Source organism: Streptomyces sp. NPDC093149 (assembly GCF_044754145.1).
Classification (GTDB): domain Bacteria; phylum Actinomycetota; class Actinomycetes; order Streptomycetales; family Streptomycetaceae; genus Streptomyces.
In genome coordinates this window covers 394,336-410,019 of record NZ_JBIVON010000007.1, presented here as the reverse complement: position 1 = coordinate 410,019, position 15,684 = coordinate 394,336, and the positions used below count along the sequence as shown (strand labels likewise).

Sequence of the window (15,684 nt, the reverse complement as noted above, 5' to 3'; positions counted from 1 at the left end):
GGCATGGGGACCGCGCCGATCCGGGTCTTCGGTACGGGGACGGGTCAGCCGCTCGGTTCCGATGCCCAGGACGCGCTGGCCTCGGCCACGTTGGTGGTCGGCGCCCGGCGTCATCTGGAAGCCGCGGGGCTGCCGGAGCAGGTCGAGCGCATCGTGCTCGGCCCGCTGGCGCCGGCGCTCGACCGGATCGCGGAGCATGCGCACGGGGGCGGGGCGCGGGTGATCGTGCTGGCCTCCGGTGACCCCGGGTTCTTCGGGGTCGTACGGGCGCTGGCGGAGCGTTTCGGGGCGAGCGCGCTCGATGTGCGGCCGGGTTCGCCCTCCGTCGCGGTCGCGTTCGCCCGGCTCGGGCTGGCCTGGGACGACTCGGTCGTGGTCAGTGCGCACGGCCGTGATCCGCGTACCGCGGTGAACGCGTGTCTGGCGCACCCGAAGGTGGCCGTCCTGACCGGGCCCGGCGCCGGGCCCGGTCAGCTGGCGGCCGGGCTGGTGCACGGTGCCGAGGGGCGCACCCTGGTCGTGGCGACGGCGCTCGGCGATCCGGAGCGGGAGCGCGTCGAGCGGCTGACCCCTGCCGAGGCGATGGCCCGCGACTGGCCGGATCCGGTGAGTGTGGTGCTGTGCCTGGACGAGTCCCGGGTGCTCTCCCCGGTACGGACCGTCGCGGGGCCGCCCGCGGGGCCGGGCGGATGGGCGCTGGACGAGACGGAGTTCGAGCACCGCGACTCGATGATCACCAAGTTCGAGGTGCGGGCGCTGGCGCTGGCCCGGCTGGGGCCGCGCACCGGTGACCTGGTGTGGGACATCGGTGCGGGTTCGGGTTCGGTCGCGGTGGAGTGCGCGCGGCTCGGCGCGGCCGCCGTCGCCGTGGAGAAGACCCCGGACGGGGTCGAGCGGATCAGGGCGAACGCGGCCGCGCACGCGGTGTATGTGCGCGCGGTGCACGGCTCCGCGCCCGCCGTGCTCGACGCTCTGCCCGACCCGGACGCGGTGTTCGTCGGGGGCGGCGGGCGTGAGCTGCCCGCCATCGTGACGGCGTGCGCCCGGCGGGCGCGGCGCTCGGTGGTGGTGGCGCTGGCGGCGCTGGACCGGGTGCCCGAGGTCCGGGCGGCGCTGGCCGGTGCCGGGCTCGTGCCCGAGGGCGTGCTGCTGCAGTCCTCCCGGCTGGCGCCGCTGCCCGGTGAGGTGACGCGGCTCGCCGCGACCAACCCGGTCTTTCTGCTGTGGGGCACCCGCCCCGCGGTCCGTGCAAGTGAAGGAGCAACCCAGTGATCGGCCTGATCTCCGCCACGGCGGCGGGCACCGTCGCCCGCGACCGGCTGGCCGCGGCCTGGCCCGGCCGCACCGTGGTCTACGAGGGACCGGTGCGCGAGGCCGTGCAGCGGGCGTTCGCCGAGTGCGAGCAGCTGGTGTGTTTCCTGGCGACGGGGGCCGTGGTGCGGCTGCTGGCGCCGCTGCTGTCGGACAAGGCCTCGGACCCGGGTGTCGTCTGCGTCGACGAGGCGGGACGCCATGCGGTGGCGCTGCTCGGCGGGCACGGCGGCGGGGCGAACGCGCTGGCCGGGGCGGTCGGTGAGGTGCTGGGCGCGGCGCCGGTCGTGACGACGGCGACGGACGCGACGGGGGTGCCGGGGCTGGACATGCTGGGCCTGCCCGTGGAGGGCGACGTGGCGGGGGTGTCGCGCGCGATGCTCGACGGGGCGTGGGTGGAGCTGCGTGCTGATGCGGTGTGGCCGTTGCCGCCGTTGCCGGCGAGTGTCTCCCCCGGCGCCGGGGGTGGTGCGGTGCTGCGTGTCACCGACCGGATCGTGGAACTCGGGTCGCGGACCGCTGTGTTGCGGCCCGCGTCACTCGCCGTCGGGGTCGGCGCGTCCAAGGGCGCTCCGGCCGAGGAGGTCCTCGGGCTGATCCGGGACGCTCTGCGCGAGGCCGGGCTGTCGCCGCTGAGCATCGCGGAGTTGGTGACGGTCGACGCGAAGGCGGACGAGCCGGGGATCGTCGCCGCGGCCTCGCAGCTCGGCGTGCCGCTGCGGACGTACGCCGCGGACGAGTTGGCCCGTGTCGAGGTGCCCAATCCGTCCGACGCGCCGCTCGCCGCCGTCGGGACACCCTCCGTCGCGGAGGCCGCCGCACTCGCCGCGGGGGGCGAACTCCTCGTACCGAAGCGGAAGTCGAACCCCGTGGAGGGGCGGGCCGCGATGGCCACGTGTGCGGTGGTGCGCCGGGCCCCGCGCGGGCGCCTGGCCGTCGTCGGTCTCGGCCCCGGCGCACGCGATCTGCTGACGCCGCGCGCCCGTGAGGAGCTGCGACGGGCCTCGGTGCTGGTCGGGCTCGACCAGTACGTCGACCAGATCCGGGACCTGCTGCGGCCCGGCACCACGGTCCTGGAGTCGGGGCTGGGCGCCGAGGAGGAGCGGGCCCGCACCGCGGTCGCCGAGGCGCGCAAGGGGCATGCGGTGGCACTGATCGGCAGCGGTGACGCGGGCGTGTACGCGATGGCGTCACCCGCGCTCGCCGAGGCCGGTGCCGACATCGACGTGGTGGGTGTGCCGGGCGTGACGGCCGCGCTGGCGGCCGCCGCGATCCTCGGCGCCCCACTGGGCCACGACCATGTGTCGATCAGCCTCTCCGATCTGCACACGCCGTGGGAGGTCATCGAGCGCCGGGTACGGGCCGCGGCCGAGGCCGACATCATCGTGACCTTCTACAACCCGCGCAGCCGGGGCCGTGACTGGCAGCTCCCGAAGGCCCTGTCGATCCTGTCCGGGCACCGGGAGGCGGCCACTCCGGTCGGTGTCGTACGCAATGCCTCGCGCCCCGACGAGAGCAGCCGGGTGACCTCACTGGCGGCTCTGGACCCGGCGACGGTGGACATGATGACGGTCGTCACGGTGGGCAACACGGCCACCCGGGAGATCGCCGGCCGCATGGTGACGCCGCGCGGCTACCGCTGGCAGTCGGCCACCGCGGCCCCGGCACAGGAGGGAGCCGAGTGAACCGGCCCTGGGAGAGAACCGTCCACCCCATCGAGCAGGAGTCGTACCGGCGGCTGCGCGCCCGTCTGGACACCTCGCACTTCCCCCCGCTGACCCGGGCCGTCGTGGAGCGGGTCATCCACTCCGCGGCGGATCCGGCGTACGCGACGGACCTGGTCTGCGACGAGGCGTCGCTCGTCGTCGCGCACGCGGCGCTGCACGCCGGCGCTCCGGTCGTCACCGACGTGGAGATGGTCGCGGCGGGCATCACTCGCCGCGAGACCGTGTGCCGTCTCAAGGAGGCCAGGTCCGCTCCCGGGCTGACCCGTTCGGCACACGCGATCCGGCTCGCGTACGAACAGGTCGGGCCCGGCGCGATCTGGGTGATCGGCAACGCGCCGACCGCACTGGAGGAACTGCTCGTCCTCGACACCGCGCCCGCGCTCGTCATCGGGCTTCCGGTCGGCTTCGTCGGCGCGACCGAGTCGAAGGCGGCATTGCGCGAGAGCGGCCTGCCCGCCGTGAGCAATGTGTCCGAGAAGGGTGGCTCGGCGGTCGCCGCCGCCGCCCTGAACGCCCTGCTGTACCACCCCGTACCCCCCACGAACACCGAGGAGAACCTGTGACCACCACGTCCGACCGGCCCGCACTGCTCATCGCCGGACACGGCACCAGGGACGAGGGCGGGGCCGCGGCGTTCCGTGACTTCGTGACCGAGCTGGGCGAGCGCCACCCCGAACTGTCCGTCGCGGGCGGCTTCATCGAGCTGTCCCCGCCGCCGCTCGGCGACGCCGTGACCGAGCTGGTCGAGCGCGGTGTGAAGCGCTTCGCCGCCGTGCCGCTGATGCTGGTGTCGGCCGGGCACGCCAAGGGGGACATTCCGGCGGCGCTGGCCCGTGAGAAGGAGCGTCACCCCGGCATCTCCTACACCTACGGCCGCCCGCTCGGCCCGCACCCGGCGCTGCTGAAGGTGCTGGAGCGCCGGGTCGACGCGGTGCTCGGCGACACCGACCGGTCCGAGGTGACGGTGCTGCTGGTCGGGCGCGGTTCGACCGACCCGGACGCCAACGCCGAGGTGCACAAGGCGGCGCGGCTGTTCTGGGAGGGCCGTGGCTACGCGGGGGTGGAGACGGCGTTCGTCTCGCTCGCGGCCCCGGACGTACCGTCCGGTCTCGACCGTTGCGTGAAGCTGGGTGCCGGGCGCATAGTCGTTCTGCCGTACTTCCTCTTCACCGGCATCCTGCCGGACCGGGTGCGTCATCAGACCGAGGAGTGGGCCGCCGCCCACCCGGAGCTCGATGTCCGCTCGGCCGAAGTCATCGGTGCGGCCGAGGAATTGTACGACCTGGTCATGGAGCGCTACCGGGAGGCCGTCGAGGGCGATCTGCGGATGAACTGCGACTCATGCGTGTACCGGATCGCGCTGCCGGGCTTCGAGGACAAGGTGGGGCTGCCGCAGCAGCCGCACTTCCACCCCGACGACGACGGCCATCATCACCACCACCCCCACGGCGGTCATGCACACTCCCACTGAAAGTCCCGACGCGGCAAGCGCGGGCACGCACGATCTGCGGCACCACGGTGACGCGGAAGTACGGGGACGGGGACGGGATCTGACCGATCTCGCCGTCAACGTACGGGCGGATACGCCCCCGGCCTGGCTGAGGGCGCGGATTGCTGCATCGCTGGGCACGCTCGCCGCCTACCCGGACGGGCGTCCGGCGCGGGCGGCGGTCGCGGCCCGGCACGGGCTTCCGACGGAGCGCGTGCTCCTGACGGCGGGGGCGGCGGAGGCGTTCGTGCTGATCGCACGGGCGTTGCCGGCCCGCCGTCCGGTCGTGGTCCATCCGCAGTTCACCGAGCCGGAGTCGGCGCTGCGCGCGGCCGGGCACGAGGTGCGGCGGGTACTGCTGTCGGCCGAGGACGGCTTCCGGCTGGATCCGGCGGCCGTGCCCGAGGACGCGGATCTGGTGGTGGTCGGCAATCCGACCAACCCCACGTCGGTCCTGCATCCGGCGGCGGTGCTGGAGCAACTGGCGCGTCCCGGGCGGACGCTGGTCGTCGACGAGGCGTTCATGGACGCGGTGCCGGGCGAGCGCGAGGCGCTGTGCGGGCGTACGGACGTCCCCGGGCTCGTGGTGCTGCGCAGTCTCACCAAGACCTGGGGGCTCGCGGGGCTGCGGATCGGTTACGTACTGGCCGCCCCGGAGACGATCCGCGTGCTGGCGAAGGCGCAGCCGTTGTGGCCGGTGTCGGCCCCGGCGCTGGCTGCGGCCGAGGCGTGCGTGGAGCCGCGGGCCCTGGCCGAGGCGGCCGCCGCGGCGGAGCGGATCGCGGTGGACCGGGCCCATCTGGTCGCGGGGCTGAGGGAGTTCACCGAAGTGCGGGTGATGGAGCCGGCCGAGGCGCCGTTCGTGCTGGTGCGCCTGGAAGGGGCCGACGAGGTACGGGAGCGGTTGCGGGCGCTGGGGTTCGCGGCGCGGCGTGGGGATACGTTTCCGGGGCTCGGTCCGCAGTGGCTGCGGCTGGCGGTACGCGACCGTGCGACGACCAATCGCTTCCTGCAGGCGCTCGACCAGGCGCTGCAGACGCTGGCCGCGGTCACGCGCTGAGAGCCTGTCGGGTGACCTCGGACCGGGCGGTCACGCCCTGGCGCGCACGCTTCCCGCGTTGTCGTCGGTCGCCGACGCTCCGCGTCGACTCCGTCCTCCGCCTTGGAATCGCACGCACCAGACCGCGCCCGCGATCCGATCCGAGGTCACCCGACAGGCTCTGAGCCGACGGCTCGCGGGGAGCGGCGTTCCGTTGCGCGAACGCCGCTCCCCGCCCCCCCTGGCCCACGGGCGCCCCCTCGCGCCCCGGGCCCCGAGCCCCGAGCCGAGCGGCTCAGTCCTGGGCGCGCCGCCTGGCCATGACCATCGCCCCGGCGCCCACGGCCAGCAGCAGGGCCGCGCCGCCCGCGATGTACGGGGTCGCCGAACTGCCGCCCGTCTCCGCGAGGTTGGAGTCGGGGGCGTGGCCGGTGCCGGTCTGGGGCTTCACATCGCCGCCCGTGCTGCCGCCGCCGGAAGTGTTCGCGCCACTGGTCCCGCCGTTGCCGGAGCCGCCGTCGCTGGAGCCACCACTGGTGGAACCGCCGTTGCCGGAGCCGCCGTCGCTGGAGCCACCACCGGTCGAACCGCCGTTGCCGGAGCCGCCGTTGTCACCGCCGCCCGGCTCCCCCTTCGGCGTCTCGCAGGTCGCCTCGGCGAGCGTGACCTCGCCCTGCACATCGGCGACATTGAGCTTGAGCGGATTGACGGAGACCTTCAGCTGGAGCGCTGCCGCCGCGGCGGTGCGCGAGGTGGTGTGCGTCTTCGACAGGTCGAGGGTCACCTCTCCGACGCCCGGCACCTTCACCTGTGTGGTACCGCCCGCGGCGAGGCTGATCCGCTTGCCGAGGATCGTCACGTGCCCGAGCACGTTCGACTCGGCGACCGGCTTCCTGCCCACCTCGCAGACCGCCTTGGAGGTGACCTGCTCGACCTCGATCAGCGAGAGCAGCGGCAGTCCGGGCACATGCACACGGGCCTTCGCCACATTGCTGTACCCCTCGGCCTTGTGCTTGCCGACGGTGGCCCTCGCGGTGGCCACATCGGCGCTCAGGACGCTGAACGGCCGTCCGTCGTCCACCCCGTCGAGCCGGACGCTCAGCGCGGTCCGGTCGGCGCTGGCGGGCGCCTGCACCTCGTTGAGCGTGGCCTTGAGCGGCACATCGATCGTCTTGTTCAGGAGCGAGACGTCGAGTGCGGTACGGAGCACGACCGCGCTCGCCTTCCCGTCGCCGGTGGTCGTGGTGGTCGCGGCGGCGGCGTGCGCCGGGGCCGCGGCCAGCAGGGCGACGGGAGCGACGGCGACCGCCAGGGCGGCCAGGCGGAAGGTATTGCTGTTCAAGATGGTGGAACCCCCACATGAGACATGGAGCCACCGGCGCCGTCCAATGGGGGACATCGCGGGCACCGGTGACCTCGACCCCGAAAGCTTTACGCACGGAGGGTGAACTGGCAGACACCTGACGTGAGTTCACCCCAAAGGGGGGTTTTCGCGTTTGTATTCGAATATCTCGGTACGTTCGTTCCTCGCAGTCACCCGATCCGCCGAGCGTGGAGGGCTCGGAGGCCGACTGCGCCGGGGTGCGCGCGAAGATGGTTCAACGACGCGGCGGGGACGCGGTAACTGCCTGTCAACGCGACGCCCCCGGGCCGGAGCGGCCCCGCGATCCGACAGGCTCTCAGCCGATCACCCGCCCGTTCAGCACCACCCGTCGCGGCGCCGCCAGCACCCGTACGTCCGCCCGCGGATCCTCGTCGTACACCACCAGGTCCGCCGGAGCGCCCTCCTCCAGCACCGGCCGCCCGAGCCACCGACGCGCGCCCCAGGTGGTCGCGGACAGCGCGTCCAGGGCCGGGATGCCCGCCTTCACCAGCTCGGCGACCTCGTCCGCCACCAGCCCGTGGGCGAGCACCCCGCCCGCGTCGGTGCCGACGAAGACCAGAATCCCTGCGTCGTACGCGGCGCGCACGGTGTCGTAGCGCCGCTCGTGCAGCCGCCGCATATGCGCCGACCAGCGGGGGAACTTGGCGTCGCCACCCGCCGCGAGCGAGGGGAACGTGGCGATGTTCACCAGGGTCGGGACGATCGCGACACCGCGCTCGGCGAAGAGCGGAATGGTGTCCTCGGTCAGCCCGGTGGCGTGCTCGATGCAGTCGATCCCGGCCTCGACGAGGTCGCGCAGCGAGTCCTCGGCGAAGCAGTGCGCGGTGACCCGGGCACCGAGCCGGTGCGCCTCGGCGATGGCCGCCTCGACCGCCTCACGCGGCCAGAGGGCGGTCAGGTCACCCACCTCCCGGTCGATCCAGTCACCGACCAGCTTCACCCAGCCGTCACCCCGGCGCGCCTCCTGCGCGACGTACGCGACCAGTTCGTCGGGCTCGATCTCGTGGGCGTAGTTCCGGGTGTACCTGCGGGGCCTGGCGATGTGACGGCCGGCCCTGATGATCTTCGGCAGGTCCTCCCTGTCGTCGATCCACCGGGTGTCGGCCGGCGAACCCGCGTCCCGCAGCAGCAGCGCACCTGCCTCCCGGTCGGCCAGGGCCTGCTTCTCGCTGGTGGCCGCGTCGACGGCGCCGTGATGGTCGAGCCCGACGTGGCAGTGCGCGTCGACCAGGCCCGGCAGCGCCCAGCCGGTGACGGTCACCGCGTCGTCCGCGCCGGCCGGCCTTTCGTACGAGATCCGTCCGTCGACGGCCCAGAGCTCGTCCCGGACGTCCTCGGGACCGACGAGCACCCGCCCCTTCACGTGCAGCACCCGCGGTGCCGTGTGATCACTCATGAGCAGCACTGTACGAGGCGGGGTGCGGCCCCCTGGGTACGCTTCGAGACAAACCCCGTCCGTACGCGGCACCCGCGCCGCGCCGAGCCGATCCGAAGAGAGCACCACCGTGACGCACCCCTTCCTCGACCTCGCCCCGCTCACCGCCGCGCGCTTCGCGGCCATCGAGAAGCGGGTGGCCGGCCTCCTCGCCACCGAGCAGGACGTCGTCATCATGCAGGGCGAGGCGCTGCTCCCCCTCGAAGGCTGCATCCGGGGCAGCGCCCGGCCCGGCTCGACCGCGCTGAACGTCGTCACCGGCCCGTACGGGCAGACCTTCGGGAACTGGCTGCGGGACTGCGGTGCCAATGTGGTCGATCTGGCGGTTCCGTTCCACACGGCGGTCACCGCCGACCAGGTCGCGCGGGCGCTGGCCGAGCACCCGGAGATCGACTTCGTCTCCCTGGTGCACGCCGAGGCGGCGACGGGCAACACCAATCCGGTCGCCGAGATCGGTGAGGTGGTCCGTTCGCACGGGGCCCTGTTCATGCTGGACGCCGTCGCCTCGGTGGGCGCCGAGCCGCTGCTGCCGGACGTGTGGGGCGTCGACCTCTGCGTGATCGGCGCGCAGAAGGCGATGGGCGGCCCGGCCGGGGTCTCGGCGGTGTCGGTGAGCGAACGGGCCTGGGAGCGGATCGCCGCCAACCCCGAGGCCCCGCGCCGCTCGTACCTCTCGCTCCTGGACTGGAAGGAGCGCTGGATCGACGGCGGCCGCAAGGCGCTGCTGCACGCCCCCGCCCAGCTGGAGATGCTGGCCCTGGAGGCCTGTGTGGAGCGGATCGAGACCGAGGGCCTGGACGCGCTGACGGCCCGGCACGCCTCGGCCGCCGCGGCGACCCGTGCCGGCGCGGTGGCTCTCGGCGGCGGGCTGTCGCCGTACGTGCACGAGGCGAAGGAGGCGGCACCGGTCGCGACCACGCTGCGCGCCCCCGCGGGGGTCGACGCCGCGGAGCTGGTCGCGCGGGCGCTCGCGGCCGACCCGTCGCTGCCGCTGATCGCGGGTGGCGGGGCGCTGTCCAAGGAGATGATCCGGGTCAATCACTACGGTGTGGATGCGACGCGGGGCGCGGTGCGGTCCTCGCTCGCGGCTCTGGGGGCGGCGCTGGCCGATGCGGGCCGGCAGGTCGACTTCGAAGCTGCCCGCAAAGCCGTTTCGGAAACCTGGCCGAGCGAGTAGATCCACTCCGGGACATCAATATTCCACAAATGCGGGGAGCTGCTCCATTCAGAGCAGCTCCCCGCATTCTTCTGCCCGCTTTGCCGACCCCTAAACACCTGAGTTTTCCGGCGTCCGACTCGCGACCGATCCACGCAATTCCGTTGCGCCACAGGAGAGTTACGACCTTGTGACCGACTCCACAACGCGACCGCTATGCCGGATAAATAACCACCAAAACGGTAGAAAACGCAGCCGGATCGCACTGGCGCACGCGCCCGCGTGATAACACGACGGATCACCCCGCCCAACCCCTTGCGTCGATGCAATTTGAGAATTTGCTGGGTAAATTCAATTCGCATGACCGCCGCACCAGCAGATTTTGCACGTGCCCGAAGCGAATTTCTCACCATCGACACCCCACGAGTGGAGGACGGGGCCGCGATCTGGCGCATCGCCCGCGACTCCGAGGTCCTGGACCTCAACTCCTCGTACAGCTACCTGCTGTGGTGCCGTGACTTCGCGGAGACCTCCGTGGTCGCCCGCGACGAGACCGGCGAACCCATCGCCTTCGTGACGGGATACCTCCGGCCGGACCGCCCCGGGACCCTCGTCGTCTGGCAGGTGGCCGTCGACCACGGCCGCCGCGGGACCGGACTGGCGGGAAGGCTGCTGGACGCACTGACCTCGCGGGTCGCCGCCGCACAGGGGCTGGCCTCGGTCGAGACGACCGTCACCCCGGACAACACCGCGTCGGACCGGCTGTTCACCTCCTACGCGCAGCGCCACGACGTCGCCCTGGAACGCGAAGTGCTCTTCGAGGGCGAACTGTTCCCCGAGGGAACGCATCTGCCGGAAGTGCTGTACCGCATCGGTCCCTTCCACACCTGAGCGCGTCCGCTGTTCCGTCTCCGGGCGCGTCGGCCGCCACCGTGTCCGCCTGCCCCGGCCGCTCCGTTCCCGAGCCCCCGCACCCCCGCACCGTCGTCCGTCACACCCCCCTCAAGCAGGAGATCCCCCTGTGACCATCACCCCGCCCGCACTGAGTGTCTTCGAGACCCTGGAGTCGGAGGTACGGAGCTACTGCCGCGGCTGGCCCGCGGTGTTCGACCGTGCGCAGGGCTCCCGTCTGACCGACGAGGACGGCCACAGCTACCTCGACTTCTTCGCCGGCGCGGGCTCTCTCAACTACGGCCACAACAATCCCGTGCTGAAACGCGCGCTGATCGACTACATCGAGCGCGACGGCATCACCCACGGCCTCGACATGGCCACCACCGCCAAGCGCGCCTTCCTGGAGTCCTTCCAGAACAACGTGCTGCGCCCGCGCGACCTCCCGTACAAGGTGATGTTCCCCGGCCCGACCGGCACCAACGCCGTCGAGGCGGCGCTGAAGCTGGCCCGCAAGGTGAAGGGGCGCGAGTCGATCGTCTCGTTCACCAACGCCTTCCACGGCATGTCGCTGGGTTCGCTGGCCGTCACCGGCAACGCCTTCAAGCGGGCCGGGGCGGGTATCCCGCTGGTGCACGGCACCCCGATGCCCTTCGACAACTACCTCGACGGCAGAGTGCCCGACTTCCTCTGGTTCGAACGGCTCCTGGAGGACCAGGGATCCGGTCTCGACAAGCCCGCCGCCGTGATCGTCGAGACGGTGCAGGGCGAGGGCGGCATCAATGTGGCGCGCCCCGAGTGGCTGCGGGCGCTCGCCGATCTGTGCCACCGCCGCGACATGCTCCTGATCGTCGACGACATCCAGATGGGCTGCGGGCGCACAGGGGCGTTCTTCTCGTTCGAGGAGGCCGGCGTCACCCCCGACATCGTCACCCTGTCGAAGTCCATCAGCGGCTACGGACTGCCCATGTCGCTCTGCCTGTTCGAGCCGGAGCTGGACATCTGGGGACCGGGCGAGCACAACGGCACCTTCCGCGGCAACAACCCGGCGTTCGTCACGGCCGCCGCCGCGCTGGACGCCTACTGGGCGGACGGGCAGATGGAGAAGCAGACCCTGACCAGGGGCGAGCAGATCGAGCAGGCGCTGCTCGCGATCTGCGACGAACACGCCCGGCTGGGTGCGCGGTTCCGGGGCCGCGGCCTGGTCTGGGGCGTGGAGTTCACCGACACGTCGCGCGCCGCCGCCGTCTGCGCCCGCGCCTTCGAGCTGGGGCTCCTGGTCGAGACCTCCGGTCCGCGGAGCGAGGTCGTGAAGCTGCTGCCGCCGCTGACCACCACTCCCGAGGAGCTGGACGAGGGCCTGCGGACGCTGGCCCGCGCGGTCCGCGAGACCGCCTGACCACCTGTCCGGGCCCTCCCGTCCCGGACAGGTACGCACCACGAGCACCGCCACAGAGAGAAAGGCACCGACCCACCGTGATCGTCCGATCGTTCAGTGACATCGAGAACACCGACCGGCATGTGAAGGCCGCCTCCGGAACCTGGGAGAGCAAGCGCATCGTGCTCGCCCGGGAGAAGGTGGGCTTCTCGCTCCACGAGACCACGATGTACGCGGGCACCGAGACGTCGATGTGGTACGCGAACCACATCGAGGCCGTCCTGTGCGTCGAGGGCGAGGCCGAGCTCACCAATGACGAGACCGGCGAGAAGCACTGGATCACCCCCGGCACGATGTACCTGCTGGACGGCCATGAGCACCACACCATGCGGCCGAAGACCGACTTCCGCTGCGTCTGCGTCTTCAACCCTCCGGTCACCGGACGGGAGGAGCACGACGAGAACGGTGTCTATCCCCTGCTGACCGAGGAGGGCTGAACCATGACCACCGATGTACGCGCCGATCTGTACCCCACACGCGGTGCGGCCGAGATGACCACTCCCCGCCAGGACCCGGTCATCTGGTCCCCGCCCGGAGCCCCGGGGCCGGTCTCCGTGAAGGACCTGCAGGGCTTCGAGCGCGACGGGTTCCTCACCGTCGACCAGCTGATCACGCCGGACGAGGTCGCCGTCCACCACGCCGAACTGGAGCGGCTGATCACCGATCCCGCGGTGCGGGCCGACGAGCGCTCGATCGTGGAGCCGAAGTCGCAGAAGGTGCGGTCGGTCTTCGACGTCCACCGGATCAGCGAGGTCTTCGCCCGGCTGGTCCGCGACGAGCGCGTGGTGGGCCGGGCCCGGCAGATCCTCGGCTCGGACGTGTACGTCCACCAGTCGCGGATCAACGTCAAGCCGGGCTTCGGTGCCTCGGGCTTCTACTGGCACTCGGACTTCGAGACCTGGCACGCCGAGGACGGTCTGCCGAACATGCGGGCGGTGTCCGTGTCGATCGCGCTGACCGAGAACCACGACACCAACGGCGGGCTGATGATCATGCCCGGTTCGCACAAGTCGTTCCTCGGCTGTGCGGGCGGGACACCGAAGGACAACTACAAGAAGTCCCTGAGGATGCAGGACGCCGGCACCCCGTCCGACGAGGCGCTGACGAAGCTGGCGGACCGGCACGGCATCAAGCTCTTCACGGGCAGGCCGGGTTCGGCCACCTGGTTCGACTGCAACTGCATGCACGGCTCGGGGGACAACATCACCCCCTACCCGCGCAGCAATGTCTTCATCGTCTTCAACAGCGTGGAGAACGCCGCCGAGGAGCCTTTCGCGGCTCCGGCGCGGCGTCCGGAGTTCATCGGGGCGCGCGACTTCACGCCGGTGAGATGAGGTGAGGGCCGGAGCGGGGTGGGGCGGCGTCCGTCGCCCCACCCCGCTCCGAACTCGGTGGACCGCGGCGGCTGCCTGCGGCAAGAGTGGGGCCCATGACTTCACTCGTCCGTCACATCACGATCGACTGCGCCGACGCCTACGAGCTCGCCGGCTTCTGGTCCCGCGTACTCGACGCCCCGCTCTCCGACGAGGACGCCCCCGGCGATCCCGAGGCGCTCGTCGAAGCCCCCGGCGCCGCGTTGCTGTTCATCACGGTGCCGGAGCCCAAGGGCACCAAGAACCGTCTGCACCTGGACATACAGCCGCAGGACCGCGCTCGCGACGAGGAAGTGGAGCGGCTGCTGGGCCTGGGCGCCACCCTCGTGGCCGACCACCGCAAGCCCGACGGCCGGGGCTGGGCGACGCTGGCCGACCCGGAGGGCAACGAGTTCTGCGTGGAGTGCAGCGCGGCGGAGCGGGCGTCGCTGACCGGAACCCGGCTGCCGGTCACCGCCGACGACGTGACCACCGCGGTCCGTCTCGCGGTCGACGCGCTCCGGGAGTCCCCGGTGGACGACTGGCTCGTCCCGGCCGGGTCGTTGGAGTGGAACTGCTGGGAGACCGCGGAGCACCTGAGCGACGACCTCTTCTCCTACGCCGCCCAGCTGGGCCCGCGGCGGCCGGCACTGGACGCGTACATGCCGTACCGCTGGGGAGCCACTCGCGAGGGCGGTCCGGCGAACGCGGTCTTCGCGGACCCGTCGGCCGGACCGGCCGGACTGCTCCAGACACTGGAGGCGAACGGCGCGCTGCTCACGGCGATGGTGCGGACGGCCTCGCCGGAGGTCCGCTCGTACCACTCCTACGGGGTGTCCGACCCGGAGGGCTTCGCCGCCATGGGCATCGTGGAGACCCTGGTGCACACGCAGGACCTCGCCGCCAGCCTGGACATCGCCTGGGCACCGCCCGCCGACCTCTGCGACCGGGTGCTGGCCCGGCTGTTCCCGGACGCGCCGAAGGACGCCGACCGGTGGGCCGTCCTGCTCTGGGCCACCGGCCGCGCCGAGCTGCCCGGCCGGCCGCGGGTCACGTCGTGGAAGTGGCACAGCGCGCCGCTGGACTAAGGGCTGTCCCGTGATCCGCGGTGGAGCAGCGCGCGGCGTCGGATGCGGTGCATCGCAAGGCGGAGGGGCGTCCGCATACCGGATATGTATGTGGACGTTCCGACAACGCGGCGAGGTGCCGTAGCTGTCGTCGCGTGCCCGCCGGGGATCACGGGACAGCCCTTAGGGCCTTTCGTTCGGATCGGGCCGGATGAGGGAGCGGGGCACGCGAGCCCGGCCTGATCCGAACGAAGGGCCCTGGTGCGCCTCCCGGTCTCAGGAGCGATCGGCGTCCAGGGCCGGGTAGTCGATGTACCCCTTCGCGTCCCCGCCGAAGAAGGTCGACGTGTCCGGGGTGTTGAACGGGCCGCCGGCCTTCAGTCGGGCGGGCAGGTCCGGGTTGGCGATGAACAGGGCGCCGTACGAGATGATGTCGGCGATCCCGTCGTCGATCACCGAGTGGTCGTCCGGCCCGGTCGGCCCGTCCGACAGCACGTTGAGAACGAACGTGCCGGAGAACTGCTTGCGCAGCGCGAGGGTCAGCTCGCGGATCTCCGCCGCCTCCAGGACGTGCAGATAGGCGAGGCCGAGCGGCTCGATCTCCCGCACCAGCGCGGTGTAGACGGAGTCCAGCACGGGCTCGTCGATGTCGTTGTACGTGTTTCCGGGCGAGATGCGCAGCCCGGTCCGCTCCGCGCCGATCTCGGCGGCGACGGCCTTGACCACCTCGACGGCGAACCGGATGCGGGCCTCCTCGGAGCCGCCCCACTCGTCGTCGCGCAGGTTGGTGTTGGGCGAGAGGAACTGGTGGATGAGGTAGCCGTTGGCGCCGTGCAGCTCGACCCCGTCGAAGCCGGCGTCGATCGCGTTGCGGGCGGCCGTCGCGTAGTCGGCGATGGTCTGCCGCACTTCGTCGCCGGTCAGTTCGCGCGGGGTGGTGAAGTCCTCCAGTCCCGCGCCGGTGTAGAGCTGACCGGCGGGCTTGACCGCGGAGGCGCTGACCGGGGTGAGTCCGTCCGGCAGCAGGACCGGGTGGCCGATCCGGCCCGCGTGCATGAGCTGGGCGAAGATCCGGCCGCCCGCCGCGTGCACCGCGTCGGTGACCTTGCGCCAGGACGCGATCTGCTCCGCGCTGTGCAGTCCCGGGGTGTCGGGGTAGCCCTGCCCCACCACCGACGGCTGGATGCCCTCCGTGATGATCAGGCCCGCCGACGCGCGCTGGGCGTAGTACTCGACGACGAGATCCGTGGCGGTACCGCCCTCGCCGGCCCGGCTGCGGGTCATCGGAGCCATCGCTATGCGGTTGGTGAGCCGGGTGCCGGACAGGTCGATCGGGTCGAAAGCGGTGGTCATGAGAGCTCCCAGAAAATTTACATGGTCGGCCAACTATTTTCC

14 protein-coding genes are annotated in these 15,684 nt (G+C 72.0%); 11 read left to right on the top strand and 3 right to left on the bottom strand.

Annotated elements, in window-relative coordinates:
* The first annotated feature begins 3 nt into the window (after positions 1-3).
* The 5 genes from cbiE to cobC are packed head-to-tail and all read left to right on the top strand — an operon-like array spanning position 4 to position 5,587.
* A complete protein-coding gene (gene cbiE, locus ACIQCZ_RS23335; protein WP_402284615.1) occupies positions 4-1,272 on the top strand; it encodes a precorrin-6y C5,15-methyltransferase (decarboxylating) subunit CbiE in 1,269 nt (422 codons plus the stop codon).
* Positions 1,269-2,996 carry a precorrin-3B C(17)-methyltransferase gene (gene cobJ, locus ACIQCZ_RS23330; protein WP_402284614.1) on the top strand — a complete coding sequence of 576 codons (1,728 nt, stop codon included), beginning with the start codon at positions 1,269-1,271 and terminating at the stop codon, positions 2,994-2,996. Before cbiE ends, cobJ begins: the two co-directional genes overlap by 4 nt.
* Entirely contained in the window at positions 2,993-3,601 is a 609-nt protein-coding gene (locus ACIQCZ_RS23325; RefSeq protein ID WP_391739819.1) for a precorrin-8X methylmutase, read from the top strand. Before cobJ ends, ACIQCZ_RS23325 begins: the two co-directional genes overlap by 4 nt.
* Entirely contained in the window at positions 3,598-4,509 is a 912-nt protein-coding gene (locus tag ACIQCZ_RS23320; protein ID WP_402284613.1) for a sirohydrochlorin chelatase, read from the top strand. The genes ACIQCZ_RS23325 and ACIQCZ_RS23320 overlap by 4 nt, the downstream gene beginning before the upstream one ends.
* The gene (gene cobC / locus ACIQCZ_RS23315; RefSeq protein ID WP_402284612.1) at positions 4,493-5,587 is read left to right on the top strand and encodes an Rv2231c family pyridoxal phosphate-dependent protein CobC; all 1,095 of its coding nucleotides are present in this window, start codon (positions 4,493-4,495) and stop codon (positions 5,585-5,587) included. The genes ACIQCZ_RS23320 and cobC overlap by 17 nt, the downstream gene beginning before the upstream one ends.
* 274 nt (positions 5,588-5,861) lie before the next feature.
* Here the strand turns inward: cobC and ACIQCZ_RS23310 are convergent, their stop codons facing one another.
* A complete protein-coding gene (locus tag ACIQCZ_RS23310) occupies positions 5,862-6,908 on the bottom strand; it encodes an SCO1860 family LAETG-anchored protein (RefSeq protein WP_402284611.1) in 1,047 nt (348 codons plus the stop codon).
* A 337-nt stretch (positions 6,909-7,245) separates the two neighbouring features.
* Positions 7,246-8,322 carry an amidohydrolase family protein gene (locus ACIQCZ_RS23305; protein WP_402284686.1) on the bottom strand — a complete coding sequence of 359 codons (1,077 nt, stop codon included), beginning with the start codon at positions 8,320-8,322 and terminating at the stop codon, positions 7,246-7,248.
* A 133-nt stretch (positions 8,323-8,455) separates the two neighbouring features.
* On the opposite strand from ACIQCZ_RS23305, the gene ACIQCZ_RS23300 reads away from it, so the two are divergent.
* From ACIQCZ_RS23300 to ACIQCZ_RS23275, 6 genes are all read left to right on the top strand, one after another.
* Positions 8,456-9,562 (top strand): pyridoxal-phosphate-dependent aminotransferase family protein, encoded by a 1,107-nt coding sequence (locus ACIQCZ_RS23300; RefSeq protein ID WP_402284610.1) that lies wholly within the window; start codon positions 8,456-8,458, stop codon positions 9,560-9,562.
* 405 nt (positions 9,563-9,967) lie between these two features.
* On the top strand, positions 9,968-10,432 hold the full coding sequence (gene ectA, locus ACIQCZ_RS23295) for a diaminobutyrate acetyltransferase (RefSeq protein ID WP_402284685.1): 465 nt from the start codon (positions 9,968-9,970) through the stop codon (positions 10,430-10,432).
* A 130-nt stretch (positions 10,433-10,562) separates the two neighbouring features.
* Positions 10,563-11,831, top strand: a complete 1,269-nt coding sequence (gene ectB / locus ACIQCZ_RS23290; RefSeq protein ID WP_402284609.1) for a diaminobutyrate--2-oxoglutarate transaminase — start codon at positions 10,563-10,565, stop codon at positions 11,829-11,831.
* Between the two features lie 77 nt (positions 11,832-11,908).
* Positions 11,909-12,307: an ectoine synthase gene (locus ACIQCZ_RS23285; RefSeq protein ID WP_376210064.1), complete on the top strand. Its 399-nt coding sequence runs from the start codon at positions 11,909-11,911 to the stop codon at positions 12,305-12,307.
* 3 nt (positions 12,308-12,310) lie between these two features.
* Positions 12,311-13,204, top strand: coding sequence for an ectoine hydroxylase (gene thpD, locus ACIQCZ_RS23280; RefSeq protein ID WP_402284608.1), 894 nt, complete (start codon positions 12,311-12,313; stop codon positions 13,202-13,204).
* A gap of 95 nt (positions 13,205-13,299) precedes the next feature.
* Positions 13,300-14,310: a VOC family protein gene (locus tag ACIQCZ_RS23275; RefSeq protein ID WP_402284607.1), complete on the top strand. Its 1,011-nt coding sequence runs from the start codon at positions 13,300-13,302 to the stop codon at positions 14,308-14,310.
* A 255-nt stretch (positions 14,311-14,565) separates the two neighbouring features.
* Here ACIQCZ_RS23275 and ACIQCZ_RS23270 read toward each other — a convergent pair whose 3' ends face one another.
* A complete protein-coding gene (locus tag ACIQCZ_RS23270) occupies positions 14,566-15,642 on the bottom strand; it encodes an alkene reductase (protein ID WP_402284606.1) in 1,077 nt (358 codons plus the stop codon).
* Positions 15,643-15,684 lie beyond the last annotated feature (42 nt).

What these genes read in the sequence shown, in the direction of transcription:
- cbiE (WP_402284615.1), top strand. Translation starts at nt 4, where the DNA reads ATGGGGACCGCGCCGATCCGGGTCTTCGGTACGGGGACGGGTCAGCCG.
- cobC (WP_402284612.1), top strand. Translation starts at nt 4,493, where the DNA reads ATGCACACTCCCACTGAAAGTCCCGACGCGGCAAGCGCGGGCACGCAC.
- thpD (WP_402284608.1), top strand. Translation starts at nt 12,311, where the DNA reads ATGACCACCGATGTACGCGCCGATCTGTACCCCACACGCGGTGCGGCC.
- ACIQCZ_RS23275 (WP_402284607.1), top strand. Translation starts at nt 13,300, where the DNA reads ATGACTTCACTCGTCCGTCACATCACGATCGACTGCGCCGACGCCTAC.
- ACIQCZ_RS23270 (WP_402284606.1), bottom strand. Translation starts at nt 15,642, where the DNA reads ATGACCACCGCTTTCGACCCGATCGACCTGTCCGGCACCCGGCTCACC.